Source organism: Paenibacillus sp. J22TS3 (genome assembly GCF_018403205.1).
Classification (GTDB): Bacteria; Bacillota; Bacilli; order Paenibacillales; family Paenibacillaceae; genus Fontibacillus; species Fontibacillus tuaregi.
The window spans coordinates 242,826-257,110 of the sequence record NZ_BOSF01000006.1; the positions used below are offsets into that span (position 1 = coordinate 242,826).

Here is a 14,285-nt window from a genome sequence, read left to right on the forward strand (position 1 = left end):
ATATGAAACACAAACCAAAGCAGGAAGGTGTGTCACGGCGCGATTTCCTGAAGCTGTCGGCAATCGCGGGGACAGGAATTGCTCTTGGCGCGGCCGGTGTAGGGGCGATCGCAGGAATCGTCAAACCGGATCAGGCGAAGACTGCTTCCGCCGAGGGTGAGCGTATCCCCTTTTATGGAGAACATCAAGCCGGAATTGTTACACCTCAGCAGACATATATGTACCTTGCCAGCTTCCAGCTGACGGGATCGGACCGTTCATCCGTGATCCGTCTGTTCAAGGACTGGACCAAGTTCTGTGACCTCAGCACCTCGGGAGGAACGATGAAGACGGGGGACAATGCCCTGCTTCCGCCAAGCGATACGGGGGAGACGCTGGATCTTCCGGCGGCGAAGCTGACTATTACATTTGGCTTTGGCCCTTCCTTCTTCCGGGAAGAGGGCAAGGACCGTTTCGGCATCGCAGCCAAAGCTCCGCGCTATCTGAAGGATATTCCGCGCATGCCCCGCGAGAGCCTGGATGCTTCCCTGTCCGGCGGTGATGTGTGCATTCAGGTCTGCGCGGAAGACCAGCAGGTGGCGTTTCACGCTGTGCGTAATCTGATCCGCATGTCCACCGGATATGCGACGGTGAAATGGCTGCAGGAAGGCTTTATCAGCGCCACACCTGGCAAGACTCCGCGCAATTTGTTCGGCTTCAAGGACGGCACAGCCAATAGTGAGCATGATTCATCCTCAGGCTATGATGAGGTTATATGGGCCGGAGAAGGGGAGCCTGCCTGGATGAAAGGCGGATCGTATCTTGCCTACCGGAAGATCCGGATGCTGCTGGAGGTGTGGGACCGCACTTCTCTGAAGGACCAGGAGGATACGTTCGGAAGATACAAGGAGTCCGGTGCAGCTTACGGGAAGTCCGGTGAGTTCGACGCTGCCGATGCCTCACAGATGCCGGCTACTTCCCATGTTCACCTGGCTAAGATGAGCAAGCAGCGCATTCACCGCAGGGCATATTCCTATACCAACGGGATCGACCCGCGTACAGGGAATGTGGATGCAGGGCTGCTGTTTCTGAGCTACCAGAAAAACCCCGATCAGCAGTTCATCCCAATGCTGCGCATGATGCAGTCCAGCGACAAGCTGAACGAATATACATCCCATGTCGCAAGCGGGATGTTTGCCTGCCCGGGCGGCCTGCGCGAAGGCCAGTATATCGGGCAAAGCATTCTTGAAGGATGAAGATTATCTCCTATCCAGGAAATGGGTAGGGGATTTTTTTTGAGTGAATATTGACAAAGAGAACGAACACGATTATATTCTAGGTAAGCGTTTACGTAACAGGCTGCAACCCTCCTAGCTTTAGCCATAAAAAGCGTGGAACTGGTTAGATGCCATTTTTTTATTCGTTAAGAGTAAACGTTTACTTTATTAATCCATGAAGGCGGTGTTGGATCAAGGCAGCTTCTGCTCTTAATTTGATGAATACGATTTGAGCCCTGGATAGACCGTCTTTTCAAAGCGAGTTGTGAAAGCGGTTTAAGTTCACAAGCTGGGGAATAGGAACGAATGTTAATAAAGGGAACACAGGTAGGACTTCCGAGTATTATTTTTTTAAGTATAAGGTAAACGTTTTCTCTGTCACACTCTCAGTCATACATCAACTATATACAGGGGGATCTCATGATGAAAATGAAAAAGGTAATTTTACCACTGGTAGCTAGTGTTCTAGCTGTGTCTATGCTGAGCGCCTGCGGCTCCAAGAGCGATGACGGAGCCTCCGGGGGAACGGTCAAAATTGAGTTCTTCCAGAATAAGACCGAGGCCAAAGCGACCTTTGACAAGCTGATTGCAAAATTCAATTCTGCGAATCCAACCATTAAGGTAACTCAGGTTAATCCCCCCGATGCGGAGACCGTATTGAAGACCCGCGTGGCCAAAAAGCAGGTCCCGGATGTAATCGGACTGGGTGCGACGGATACGTATTCCACACTGGCTAAGAGCGGTCAGTTTGAAGACTTTACGAGTGATCCATTGACCAAGAACATTCAGCCTGCCTATCTTGAAATGCTCAAGGCTCAGACCGGGCTAAGCACGCTGAACGGAATTCCGTTCTCAACGAACGCGAACGGGGTCATCTACAACAAAGCTCTGTTCAAAGAGCTTGGTCTAGAGGTGCCTAAGACGTGGGATGAGTTCATGGCGGTGGCTCAGAAAGCCAAGGATGCGGGCAAAACCCCATTCTACCTGACCCTGAAGGATTCCTGGACAACGCTGATCCCATTCAACGGATTGGAGCCGGGGGTTGTTGGACTTGATTTCTTCAAGCAGCGTAAAGAGGGGACGGTAACCTTTAAAGACAAATTCCGCGAAGTGGCTGACAAGCAGCTGCAGCTGATCTCCTTCGGTCAGAAGGATATGTACGGTAAAGGCTACAACGACGGTAACGTGGCTTTTGCTAAAGGGGAGTCTGTCATGTATCTGCAGGGCGTATGGGCCATTCCGGAAATTCAGAAGGCGAATCCTGGCATTGAGCTTGGCGTATTCCCGTTCCCGGCTACCAATGATCCGGCCAAGAACAAGCTGGTGTCCGGCGTGGACACTTTGCTGACAGTATCCAAGAGCTCAAAGCATAAGGAAGAGGCCAAGAAATTCATCGACTTCCTTCTTCAGCAGGATAATGTGAAGCAGTACATCACGGAGCAGAAGGCATTCCCGGCTGTGCAGGGTGTGACCCAGGATGACCCAAGTGTGGCCGATCTTAAGCCATCCTTCGAGCAGGGCAACCTGGCCGACTTCGCCGACCACTATATTCCGGGTGCAATGAAGGTGGATACGATTATCCAAGGCTTCCTGCAGAAGAAAGACGTGGATGCGTATCTGAATTCCCTGGATACCGAGTGGGACAAAGTCGCTAACCGTAAATAATTGAGCATACATGAGCGGAGAAAGGTTTAGCAGTTCCTTTCTCCCGTTTTTTCAGGGGAGGGTCCTACTTATGGCAAAGCGCCGAATTGCTTTTTATCTGATGACTATACCGGCTCTCGTGCTGTTCTTTGTCTTTCACACGTTCCCGGCCATCCGTGGGATTTATTACTCCTTCACGAACTGGGACGGCTTCAGCGACAGCTTCGATTTCGTCGGCTTTAAGAATTATGCGAACATCTTCAAGGACGAGAATGTGCTGAACTCCTATCTGTTCACATTCAAATACGCCATTGTGGTTACCATTCTGATCAATGTGCTGAGCCTGCTGATTGCGCTTGGGCTGAACGCCAAGATCAAGTTCAAAAACTTCTTCCGCGGTGTCTATTTCCTGCCGAATATCCTGAGCGTCCTGATTGTCGGTTTCATCTTCAACTATATCTTTGCGAATGTGCTGCCTGTTCTGGGCAGTAAGCTGGGAAGCCCATTCCTATCCAGCAACATTCTCGGGAATGAGAATTGGGCCTGGATCGGGATCGTCATCGTAGGGGTATGGCAGGGAATCGCCTTTAATACGATTCTGTACCTGGCTGGCCTACAGACCATACCCAAGGACTTGTATGAGGCCTCGAGCCTGGATGGTGCAAGCCGCTGGAGAGAGTTCTGGAGCATCACCTTCCCGCTGCTGGCTTCCTTCTTCACCATTAACATGGTGCTGGCAATGAAGGGAGCGCTCATGGTCTTCGACCAGATCGTAGCGCTGACAGGCGGCGGCCCGGGCCGGGCAACCCAGTCTATCTCGCTGCTGATCTATACAGGCGGATTTCAGGGCGGAGAATTCGCTTATCAGTCCGCGAACGCGGTAATCTACTTCATTGTGATCATCGTTATCTCCGTACTGCAGCTGAAATTTCTACAAAAACGGGAGATGGAAATGTGATGAGAAAATCAACGAATTGGCCGGTAACTGCCCTTATTGCGCTGGGATCTCTGCTCATTCTATTCCCGCTCTATATTACCGTCAGCATTGCACTTAAGAACCCGGAGGAGATGGCCCGCTCGCTGTTCGCGCTGCCGACTGGGCTGCACTTCGAGAACTTCAAGAACGCGATTGAGGCAACGGATTTCTTCACAGCCTTTAAGAACAGCGCTGTGGTTACAGCTGTCTCGGTTCTGTTCATCCTGCTGACGAATTCCATGGTCTCGTATGCTATTGCGAGAAACATGAACAAGAAGTTTTTCAAGGGCTTGTACTTTTACTTTATCAGCGCGATGTTTATCCCGTTTCAGATCATCATGCTTCCAGTTGTGAAGGAAACCACTGACCTTAACATGAACAACATCCCGGGCCTGATTGTTCTGTACGTGGTTTATGGTTTGGCTTTTAACGTATTTGTGTATGTAGGTTATATCCGCTCCATTCCTTATGAGCTGGAAGAAGCGGCTACGGTAGACGGGGCATCGACCTGGGGAACGTTCTGGAGAATTATTTTCCCGCTGCTGGCTCCAATCAATGCCACCATCGGAATTCTGTCCTGCCTGTCCTCCTGGAATGACTTCCTGCTGCCGCTCGTTCTGCTGGGGGATCAGGAGTCGTATACCCTTCCGCTTGTGCAGTATGTATTCCAGGGACAGTTCAGCACCGACTTCAACCTTGCATTTGCTTCTTATCTGCTGGCACTTGCGCCGATGGTGATTGTATACTTATTTGCCCAGAAATGGATTATCAACGGAATTACCCAGGGGGCTATCAAATAAGCCTGCTAGGGTGTTGAGAGAGACAACTATATATGGATAGAGGAGAATGAACGATGGAGAGACAATGGTGGAAAGAAAGCGTTGTGTATCAAATTTATCCCCGGAGCTTCATGGACAGCAACGGAGACGGGATCGGCGATCTTCAGGGGATTATCAGCAAGCTGGATTATTTGAAAACGCTGGGAATCGACGTGGTATGGCTCTCCCCGGTCTATGAATCCCCGAATGACGATAACGGCTATGATATCAGCAATTATCAGGCTATTATGGATGAGTTCGGCACGATTGAGGACTGGGAGGAGCTGCTGCACGGGCTTCATGAACGCGGTATGAAGCTGATTATGGATCTGGTAGTCAATCACTCTTCCGATGAACATAAGTGGTTTGTGGAGTCCCGCAAGTCCAAGGACAACCCTTACCGTGATTATTATATATGGCGCCCCGGCAAGGATGGACGGGAGCCGAACAACTGGGGCTCTTTCTTCAGCGGCTCCGCCTGGGAATATGACAAGACGACGGATGAATATTATTTGCACTTGTTCTCCCGCAAGCAGCCGGACTTAAACTGGGAGAATCCGAAGGTCCGCAAGGAAGTTTACGACATGATGACCTGGTGGCTGGATAAAGGCATCGACGGCTTCCGTATGGATGTGATCAACCTGATCTCCAAAGTGCAGGAGCTGCCGGATGCCGAGGGGCCGGAGGGACAGTATCATTTTGGCGGCAAAAACTTCGTCAACGGTCCGCGCATTCATGAGTTTCTGCAGGAGATGAACCGTGAGGTGCTCTCGAAATATGACGTGATGACCGTCGGAGAGACGGTTGATGTTACACCGGAAGATGCGGCCTTGTTCGTGGGCAAGGACCGGGGAGAGCTGAACATGGTGTTCCAGTTCGAGCTGATGGGCATCGACAGCGGGCCGACCGGCAAATGGGAGGTCACTCCGTGGACACTGGCCGACTTCAAGCGGGTAATGACCAAGTGGCAGACCGCCCTGCAGGGCAACGGCTGGAACAGCCTGTACCTGAACAACCATGACCAGCCCCGGATGATCTCCCGCTTCGGGAATGATTCAAATCCGCAGCTTCATAACGTGTCCGGCAAGATGCTGGCAACCCTGCTTCACACACTCCAGGGCACCCCTTATATCTATCAAGGGGAAGAGCTTGGGATGACCAATGTGCGTTTTGAATCGATTGAGGATTACAAGGATATTGAAATTCTAAATATGCACAAGGAATATGTCGCGGCTGGCAAGGATGAGAAATCGATTATGGAATCCATCTACAGCAAAGGCCGGGACAACGCACGAACTCCGATGCAGTGGAACGGCGGGCCTCAGGCTGGATTCACTACAGGTACTCCATGGATTATCCTGAATCCGAATTACAAGGAAATTAATGCGGAGAAGGCTATGGCTGATCCGAATTCGATCTTCCATTATTATAGAAGGTTGATTCAGCTTCGCAAGCAGCATGAGGTCATCGTCTATGGCGATTACCAGATTCTCTGTGAGGAGGATAAGCAGGTTTATGCTTATCTTCGTACGCTGGGAGGCGACAAGCTGCTGGTTGTGTTGAACTTCTATGAAGAACCGGCTAAATTCGAGCTGCCTGAGCAGATCACCTTCTCAAGCCAAGAGCTGCTGATCAGCAACTATGATGTTCAACCGGGTGCAGATATCCGGCAGTTCGAGCTGCGTCCTTATGAAGCCAGGGTCTACAAGCTTCAGGGATAGAAATGGTTGACTTATAGCTGATACGCCTGCGCCTTTAGATGTCTTCGGATGGATAGGGCGCAGGCTTTTTTTATCATAGAAATTCTACCGATCCAAATGCAGAATAGGGATAGTCTATTCTCGTTTATCACAAAATGAGGTATGCTGAGTAGAACAGGAGAATTCAGGGTTTAGGCCCGTATCATCGCTGGCTGGGATGAATGAGATGAATAGAGATGAAGTAAGAAGGAATGCATATATGAATCCAACGATTAAAGATGTGGCCAAGAAGGCGAATGTGTCTATTGCGACGGTATCCCGGGTTCTGAACAACTTGACAGGATACTCGGACAAGACCAAGCAGAAGGTGCTGCGTACTATTGAAGAAATGGGCTATCAGCCGAACGCTATTGCCCGGGGGCTTATCAATAAACGCACCCAGACGATTGGTGTTCTGTTCCCTAACGTATCCAGCTCCTTTTCCTCTGCAATTTTGCACGGGGTGGAGGAGTTCGCCCATATTCATAATTACAGTGTTGTGGTATGCAACACAGATGAAGACGGAAAGCGGACACTGAAATGTCTGCAGGTGCTTCGGGAGAAGCAGGTGGACGGAATTGTATTCTCTAGTGAGGTGCTTAAGGAAGAATATTATCAGGCTATGGAAGCGATGAGAATTCCTGTGGTGCTGGTCTCCTCGGAGACAGAGATCCCTTCTGTGCCCTATGTTAAGGTGGATGACCGGCGTGCCGCTTACGAGGCTGTGGAATATCTGATTCATAAGGGCCATAAGCATATCGCCATGATCAGTGGCAGCGAGGCTGACCCTATTGCAGGGCTTCCCAGAATTGAAGGATATATGAAAGCGCTAGCAGACTACAATATCCCATTCCGGCAGGAATATATGTTTTATGGGGATTTCGGGTTCGACAGCGGATGCGCAGCTGCGGAGCAGTTGTTCGTTAAAGCGCCCGGCTGCACGGCGGTGTTTGCTGCGAGTGATGAGATGGCTATTGGGGTGCTGTCCATGGCTGCCCGGCATGGGGTCCGGGTTCCCGATGATTTATCGGTAATTGGCTATGATAACGTAAAACTGGCGGAAATGGTTGTTCCGCCGCTTACAACCGTGAACCAGCCGCTTATTGAGATGGGAAGTGAGGCCTGCCAGAAGCTGATTTATATGATCGAGACCGGGGAGGCTGCCAAGCATACAACGGTTTCTCACCATATCGTGGAGCGACAGACTGTGCGTGCGCTTGATTAAAAATACCCATGCTCTGGTACTGGCCTAACCTGCCCTATTGGTGTATGGTTGTTACCAGAGGTGTTTAATATCATGAATTATTTAATTGGTCTCTTATGTCTGATTTGGGGTTACAACTGGGTATTTATGAAGCTGGCGGGGGATGTGTTCCCTCCGGTGCTGTTTGCAGGCTACCGTTTTGCCCTAGGAGCCGCAGTGCTTCTGTTGGTATGCTGGTTCAAGAAAGTGCCGCTTCCGCGCGGGAAAGACATGCTGTGGTACTTGATCTGTGGTCTGCTGCAGACGATGTATTTCAATCTGGCTATCCAGCTGTCTCTGGTAGATCTCAGCGCAGGCTTGACTTCTGTGCTTACGTACAGCATGCCGCTCTGGCTGACGCTGATGGCTCACTACTGGCTGCCCGGCGAACGGCTGCAGCTTCGCAAGCTGGTGGGCGTTATCGTGGGGATTGCCGGTCTGTTCATCGCCATGGATGCGCATCTCGGGGGAACCACGGGAGCCATGCTGCTCGCGGTGTCTTCCGGATTGTCCTGGGCGCTGTCCAATCTGATCATCAAGAAAAAGCTGAGCCAATGCGATATGCTTCAGTTTACGACTTGGCAGATGGTGGCTGGGGCCGCAGGGCTGCTGCTATATTCCTTCGCTTTCGAGCATGGAGAGAGCCATTGGGGTCTAATGCCTGTCGTATACGTTGCGTTCGCTGGGGTGATTGGGTCCGCTCTCGCTTTTGTCATGTGGTCGTATATTTTGTCCAAGGTTGAAGCGAGCAAGGCTTCTATCTCGCTGCTGCTGGTTCCGGTCGTCGGCGTTATCTCCGGGTGTCTGGTGCTGCATGAAAGCCTTACCTGGTTTATGGTGGCTGGCATGGGGATGGTGCTGATGGGCATCTGGCTTGTTAATGGTAAATCCAAGAAAGCTGCAAGCGCACTAGCAAGTATCGCGGATTAGCCTATAGGCAGATCCAATTGGTGCAGGGTATATTGAATGTACGAAAGAAGCCTTCCTTTGTCATGGTTGCCAGATACCTCCATGTTCCCAAGGACGGCTTCTTTTTAATTCAAGAAATCGTTAAACCAACAGCTCCTTATTTTTTTAAATCCATATTGTGGGATGCGCCAGTGGAGTGTTAAGGTTAAAAGAGCGGGTATTCCATAGGAACAGGACGGGGAAATATTGAGTAACAAAGTGCTTTTAGTTGAAGATGACCTGTCGATTAGCGAGATGGTCAGAGACTATCTGCTGCGGGAGGGGTATGACGTTACCGCAGTGTTCGACGGGATTGAAGCCGAGACTGCCTTTAAGCAGGGCAGCTATGATCTCATTCTTCTGGATCTGATGCTGCCGGGGCGTAGCGGTACAGATGTGCTCCAATTGATCCGGAACCAGAGTCTGGTGCCGGTTCTGATCATGTCTGCTAAGGATGGCGATGTGGATAAGGCCCTCGGTCTCGGTTTTGGAGCCGATGACTACATTACCAAGCCGTTCTCGATGATTGAGCTGGCGGCAAGAGTGAAGGCGGCCATTAGGCGGGCAGGCTACCCTGCTGTGGCGGAACGGCAGAACGCGGCTGCTGGCCGGCTCGTTCATCTGGGGGAGCTTACATTGGACCTGGACAATTTTGCAGTAACGAAGAAGGGGCAGGAAGTCAAGCTGACCGCCAAGGAATTTGGCATTCTTAAGCTGTTCGCGACAAACCCTGGCAGGGTCTTCACGAAGTCCCAGGTCTATGGATTTGTCTGGAACGAAGACTACTACGGGGATGAGAACGTCATTAATGTACATATGCGGAGACTGCGGGAGAAGATTGAAGACGATCCTTCACATCCGAAATATATCGTGACTCTGTGGGGAATCGGCTACAAGCTGGGGGAATTCTGAGATGGTGGCGCTGCTATCTGTATTTGTGGCGCTTCTCTTAGCCGGGCTTGTTCTGCAAATGATGAAGAACAGGCAGCGCTCCAGGGATTTAGTCAAGATTCATGAAGCGCTTAGCAGCCTGAAGGAGTCGGACAGTAATTCGAGTCTGCTTGTGTTCACGAACGATAGGCATCTTCAGCAGCTTCTTAATGATATGAACCGGCTGATTAATGACACCTATCAGGTGAGCATCACCCAGAGAAAATTGGAGCAGTCTATGCGCAAAATGCTCTCCAACATTTCACACGACCTGAAGACACCGCTTACGGTCGTACTCGGCTCCATTGAGACTGTGATACAGGACGAGCGGTTGACTGATGCAGAGCGGGACAAGCTGCTGCGTAAGGTCCATGGCAAGGCAGAGGAAGTGCTGGAGCTGATCAACAAGTTCTTTGATCTGGCCAAGCTTGAATCGGGAGACAAGCAGCTGCCGTTATCCCTGGTCAATGTGGGAGAGCTGTGCCGACGGAGTATTCTCTCCTTCTACGACCTGATTGTGACGGAAGGGATGGAGGTTAGTCTTAAGATTCCTGAGAATCCGGTAGTCGCATTGGCTAATGAGGAGGCCCTGAACAGGGTCATGAATAACCTGATCTCCAATGCAATCCGCTATGGAAACGAAGGAAAGATCATCGGGCTGAATGTGGAGGCTCTGGAATCTGAGATTGTCATTGAAGTATGGGACCGGGGAAGGGGCATCAAGGAGAGCGATCAGGACAAAGTGTTCGAGCGGATGTACACCCTGGATGATTCGAGAAACAAGTCCTATGAGGGAAGCGGATTGGGACTGACAATCACGAAGCGGCTGGTGGAACAGATGGAGGGGAGTATCTCCCTAAGGAGCAGACCGTATAAGCGCACAGTATTCAGTATCCGAATCCCCAGGATGAGAGTGTAGCTACCTATACTTAAGAATTATGTAAGAATCGATTAATAAAAAAGAGAATTCCGCTCCTTAAAATGTAAGTATAGAGACCGGCGGCTGCGGTGCTGCTACAGTCTAAGAGAATCAACGAAGGAGACAGGAAAATGACATATATTCTTAAGACCAGCCATTTGACCAAAACTTTTCAAGGCAAAGATGTTGTCCAGGATGTGAGCATGAAGCTTACACAAGGGGAAATCTACGGATTTCTCGGGCCTAACGGAGCAGGCAAAACAACCGTTATGAAGATGATTACGAACCTGATCAAGCCGACAGGGGGAGAAATTGAGCTGTTTGGGGAGAAGCTAAGCGAGGACTCTTTCCAGGTTCTTAAGCGGCTCGGGAGCATTATCGAGTATCCGTTCTTCTATGAGCGGTTAACCGCTCAGGATAATCTGGACCTGCACTGCGAGTATATGGGATTCTACGACAAGAAAGCGGTGAAGGATGCGCTGGAACTGGTGAACCTGCAGAACCTGGGGAAGAAACAGGTCAAGGATTTCTCTCTAGGGATGAAGCAGCGTTTGGGTATTGCCAGAGCGATTATTACCAAGCCTGATCTGCTGATTCTCGATGAGCCAATCAACGGATTGGACCCGGTGGGAATTAAGGAAATGCGTGATCTATTCAAGATGCTCAGCCAGCAGTTTGGAATAACAATGCTTGTATCCAGCCATATTCTGGGCGAGATTGAGCAGATTGCCGATACGATCGGGGTCATCCGTTCTGGAAGGCTCGTAGAGGAAGTGGCGATGAGCTCTATCCGGGATATGAATACGGAATATATCGAGCTGACGACGAGTGATTCCAGAAAGGCAGCCTATGTGCTGGAGAGCAAGCTGAACATTCTCAATTACAAAGTGGTTAACGAACAGCTTATCCGTATTTATTCGGACGGAGTGTCCCGCGGGGAACTGGCCAAGGGATTGGTGAACGAGAATGTGGATATAGAATCCCTGACTATAAAGAAGAATTCACTTGAGGATTACTTCATGGAGCTCGTTCAAGGAGGTGAGGGCGTTGCTTAAGCTGATCCGATTAGAACTGAAGAAGAACAAAATGGGCGGTTATATCAAAGGTGTGGTTATTGCTAATCTGGTGATCATTGCTTTTCTCTCCTTATTCTATTATGGTGAAATTGAAGAGATGGACCCCTTCTTCCATACGTATAAGGGAGTGTTTGACATGGTGGGGACCTTGGTCAAGGTAACCTTTGTGGTGTTCGCATCCGCAATTATGTCACGGATGATTATCGACGAATATAAAGCGAAGACGATCCAGCTGATGTTCATGTATCCGATCAGCCGCAAGAAAATTCTTGTCGCCAAGCTGATGATCATATTTGTCTTTACGGTGGTTACCATACTTCTGTCCACTGCATTTATAGATGCCCTTATCATTGTAATAGACCAGTTCTTCAATATTATTGAAGAGCCGCTAACGTCCACTTTACTTGTCCAAACCTCAGTGAAGGCATTGATCACTTCGTTGTCTGCTGGCGGGATCAGCCTGATTCCCCTATTCTTCGGGATGAGAAAGTACTCTACTCCGGCGACAATTATCTCATCTGTTCTGGTTGTGGGATTAATCTCTTCAAACAACGGCGGTTTAACCCTTAGCGATATTATTGCGATTCCTATAACTCTAGGGCTGGTAGGGGTGATCACAGCGTTTCTGACAATCAGGAATGTGAACACCAAAGATGTTATATAAGAAAGGAACACCTGGATGGTTAATAAAATAAGCGGTTATAAGGGCCTGATTCTGCTGTGCCTGATGAGCCTGCTGCTGAACTATCTTATTCTATACCCGCTTGGGCTCGGACAATATGACGGGCCCGAGCATCCTTATTTGTTCGGGATTATTAATCTTGCGGCAGGTCTGCTTGAGCTGGGCCTGATTACCTTGTATCTGAGGAGGGTCGAGCGGATGCCTGTGCGCTTGGTTGGGCTTGGGTGGAACCGCAAGCATCTGATCTATTCGGTAACAGCGGTCGTTATGACCCTGGTGCTTCATTTAGTTTATTTAAAAAGCCTGGACGAAGGCGGTGTGCTCAAGGCCTACTTCAATGTGCATTATTTCGAGAATGCCCAATTGGTGCCAATGCTTCTGTGTACCGGAGCAGGCTGGTTCGTGAATGCCTTCTATGAAGAACTGCTGCGTGGATATTTTGCCATTAAGCTAAAAAGTCTCGGGCCTCTCCCGATGTTTCTGATCACCGGTCTGACGGCGATCCTAATGCATGCAATTAACGGACTGGATTGGATATACGCGATTCTGATCTTTATCATGAATTCCACGTTCCTTTATGTATACCTGAAGAGCGGATCGATTTACCCGGCGGTTGCCGCTCATTTTATTTATAATTTCACTTTGGGGCATTTATTCGGCAGCGGTGCGGTGGCCTTCCTCATTGTTGAAGGTGAACTTCCGCTGTGGTATACTCTGACGCCAATTGCTCTGTATGTGATTCTCATCCTTGTCACAGCCAAGCTGATCTATGGGGACGCCTCTATAACCCACTGCCTGGGCAATCTGGGCCGGGGAGACGTGGGTTCAGCCCATGCGCAGAGTTCCAGGCGCTCCAAAGTCATGTGACTTAAAGCTATTCTTGACTATAAAAAGCCATATGACCATAACTATACCAGAAGCCCGCGAGCCATCTTGGCCGCGGGCTTCTGGTATGAAGTGATTAGAAATTAACTTTGAAGCTGCTCAGCCTTGGGAACAGAAGGCTTCCGCTTCAGCAGCTGCCGGAGTGCCGGAGCATTTACAAGTATGAGACCGGTCAGGATGACAAGTACGCCTATGAGCGTAGTCAAGGATACCGGTTCCTTATACAGAACGGCACCAATCGCCAGTGCGATTACCGGAGAGATATAGAGCCATGTGGAAGGGAAGAGCGGAGTGGTCTTCACAACCAGCCAGTAAAAGAGGCTGTGAGCCACCATAGAGCCAATGACAATCAAGTAGAGCAGGGAGTACAAAGCATGGGGATTCAGCAGAGAGTCTCCATGAACCTTTTCAGTAAATAAGGAGATCAGCAGCAGACCTGCCCCCCCATACATCATTTGGGCTGCATTCAGCGCAATGGGGGACACCTCCTTAAACCGGTTCGCAACCTGCTTGGAATAGAGCGCCCCGCCCGCATAGAACACCTCGCCAACCAGAATGATAAGACAAGCTGAAATCCAGAGCGGGCCAATCGGGTCCGCCACTCCGGGAAGCAGCAGAAGCAGCACCCCTCCGAATCCAAGCAGGCAGCCGGCTAAGGCGAGGGGATTGACCCGGGTACGGAGGGTAACGGACCCGAGTAGCAGAATCATGATGGGGCCTGTAGCGGACAGGACGGCGGCTATTCCTGAGGACACATACTGCTCTGCCCAATACAGGGAAGCGAAGGTGCCGAAGGTTAGCCCAAGTCCGGTCAGCATCATCTCTTTGCGCAGCAGCAGGGACAGGGTGGCTCTTCCTCTCCACAGCATGAAGCTGTACAGGATCAGACCGGCGAGGAAGAATCGTAGTCCCCCTCCGAAAAATGGGGGAAGTCCAGCATCAATCCCCCATTTGATTGCGAGAAAAGTAGTGCCAAAGATCAGGCACATAACCGAAAAAGCCAAATAAACCATAAACATATCCTCCTTTTGTTTTATTATAGAAGACAAAAGATAGAACAGATTGAGATGAATAGACCAGATGTAGGCTGGCGTAACGTTAGAATATTCTCTAATGGAGGGAGGAGAGGGAGCGTGACATCTAATTCTCAGAGGGGCAAGCCGTCGGAA

The 14,285-nt window shown here is 50.1% G+C and carries 13 protein-coding genes; 12 read left to right on the top strand and 1 reads right to left on the bottom strand.

What is annotated here, in order from left to right; all coding sequences use genetic code 11:
- Positions 1-2: 2 nt before the first annotated feature.
- From efeB to KJS63_RS19510, 12 genes are all read left to right on the top strand, one after another.
- The gene (efeB, locus tag KJS63_RS19455) at positions 3-1,235 is read left to right on the top strand and encodes an iron uptake transporter deferrochelatase/peroxidase subunit (protein WP_213620647.1); all 1,233 of its coding nucleotides are present in this window, start codon (positions 3-5) and stop codon (positions 1,233-1,235) included.
- Between the two features lie 444 nt (positions 1,236-1,679).
- Complete coding sequence (locus KJS63_RS19460; RefSeq protein WP_213620720.1) at positions 1,680-2,921, top strand: ABC transporter substrate-binding protein; 1,242 nt, start codon at positions 1,680-1,682, stop codon at positions 2,919-2,921.
- Between the two features lie 70 nt (positions 2,922-2,991).
- On the top strand, positions 2,992-3,858 hold the full coding sequence (locus tag KJS63_RS19465; protein WP_213620648.1) for a carbohydrate ABC transporter permease: 867 nt from the start codon (positions 2,992-2,994) through the stop codon (positions 3,856-3,858).
- A complete protein-coding gene (locus KJS63_RS19470; protein WP_213620721.1) occupies positions 3,858-4,676 on the top strand; it encodes a carbohydrate ABC transporter permease in 819 nt (272 codons plus the stop codon). Before KJS63_RS19465 ends, KJS63_RS19470 begins: the two co-directional genes overlap by 1 nt.
- A gap of 53 nt (positions 4,677-4,729) precedes the next feature.
- Positions 4,730-6,415 carry a glycoside hydrolase family 13 protein gene (locus tag KJS63_RS19475; RefSeq protein WP_213620649.1) on the top strand — a complete coding sequence of 562 codons (1,686 nt, stop codon included), beginning with the start codon at positions 4,730-4,732 and terminating at the stop codon, positions 6,413-6,415.
- 238 nt (positions 6,416-6,653) lie between these two features.
- Positions 6,654-7,658, top strand: a complete 1,005-nt coding sequence (locus KJS63_RS19480; RefSeq protein ID WP_213620650.1) for a LacI family DNA-binding transcriptional regulator — start codon at positions 6,654-6,656, stop codon at positions 7,656-7,658.
- A gap of 72 nt (positions 7,659-7,730) precedes the next feature.
- Positions 7,731-8,606 (top strand): DMT family transporter, encoded by an 876-nt coding sequence (locus KJS63_RS19485; protein WP_213620651.1) that lies wholly within the window; start codon positions 7,731-7,733, stop codon positions 8,604-8,606.
- Between the two features lie 225 nt (positions 8,607-8,831).
- Positions 8,832-9,536, top strand: coding sequence for a response regulator transcription factor (locus KJS63_RS19490; RefSeq protein ID WP_213620652.1), 705 nt, complete (start codon positions 8,832-8,834; stop codon positions 9,534-9,536).
- A 1-nt stretch (position 9,537) separates the two neighbouring features.
- Positions 9,538-10,473, top strand: a complete 936-nt coding sequence (locus KJS63_RS19495) for a sensor histidine kinase (RefSeq protein ID WP_213620653.1) — start codon at positions 9,538-9,540, stop codon at positions 10,471-10,473.
- Between the two features lie 131 nt (positions 10,474-10,604).
- Complete coding sequence (locus tag KJS63_RS19500; RefSeq protein WP_213620654.1) at positions 10,605-11,528, top strand: ABC transporter ATP-binding protein; 924 nt, start codon at positions 10,605-10,607, stop codon at positions 11,526-11,528.
- A complete protein-coding gene (locus tag KJS63_RS19505) occupies positions 11,521-12,213 on the top strand; it encodes an ABC transporter permease (protein ID WP_213620655.1) in 693 nt (230 codons plus the stop codon). The genes KJS63_RS19500 and KJS63_RS19505 overlap by 8 nt, the downstream gene beginning before the upstream one ends.
- A 15-nt stretch (positions 12,214-12,228) precedes the next feature.
- The gene (locus tag KJS63_RS19510) at positions 12,229-13,098 is read left to right on the top strand and encodes a CPBP family intramembrane glutamic endopeptidase (protein WP_213620656.1); all 870 of its coding nucleotides are present in this window, start codon (positions 12,229-12,231) and stop codon (positions 13,096-13,098) included.
- A gap of 101 nt (positions 13,099-13,199) precedes the next feature.
- On the opposite strand, the gene KJS63_RS19515 is transcribed toward KJS63_RS19510, so the two are convergent.
- The gene (locus KJS63_RS19515) at positions 13,200-14,129 is read right to left on the bottom strand and encodes a DMT family transporter (RefSeq protein ID WP_213620657.1); all 930 of its coding nucleotides are present in this window, start codon (positions 14,127-14,129) and stop codon (positions 13,200-13,202) included.
- Positions 14,130-14,285 lie beyond the last annotated feature (156 nt).

Bases quoted from the DNA above. Each gene is read 5' to 3' on its own strand.
- efeB (WP_213620647.1), top strand. From the start codon at position 3: ATGAAACACAAACCAAAGCAGGAAGGTGTGTCACGGCGCGATTTCCTG.
- KJS63_RS19460 (WP_213620720.1), top strand. From the start codon at position 1,680: ATGAAAATGAAAAAGGTAATTTTACCACTGGTAGCTAGTGTTCTAGCT.
- KJS63_RS19465 (WP_213620648.1), top strand. From the start codon at position 2,992: ATGGCAAAGCGCCGAATTGCTTTTTATCTGATGACTATACCGGCTCTC.
- KJS63_RS19470 (WP_213620721.1), top strand. From the start codon at position 3,858: ATGAGAAAATCAACGAATTGGCCGGTAACTGCCCTTATTGCGCTGGGA.
- KJS63_RS19475 (WP_213620649.1), top strand. From the start codon at position 4,730: ATGGAGAGACAATGGTGGAAAGAAAGCGTTGTGTATCAAATTTATCCC.
- KJS63_RS19480 (WP_213620650.1), top strand. From the start codon at position 6,654: ATGAATCCAACGATTAAAGATGTGGCCAAGAAGGCGAATGTGTCTATT.
- KJS63_RS19485 (WP_213620651.1), top strand. From the start codon at position 7,731: ATGAATTATTTAATTGGTCTCTTATGTCTGATTTGGGGTTACAACTGG.
- KJS63_RS19495 (WP_213620653.1), top strand. From the start codon at position 9,538: ATGGTGGCGCTGCTATCTGTATTTGTGGCGCTTCTCTTAGCCGGGCTT.
- KJS63_RS19500 (WP_213620654.1), top strand. From the start codon at position 10,605: ATGACATATATTCTTAAGACCAGCCATTTGACCAAAACTTTTCAAGGC.
- KJS63_RS19510 (WP_213620656.1), top strand. From the start codon at position 12,229: ATGGTTAATAAAATAAGCGGTTATAAGGGCCTGATTCTGCTGTGCCTG.
- KJS63_RS19515 (WP_213620657.1), bottom strand. From the start codon at position 14,129: ATGGTTTATTTGGCTTTTTCGGTTATGTGCCTGATCTTTGGCACTACT.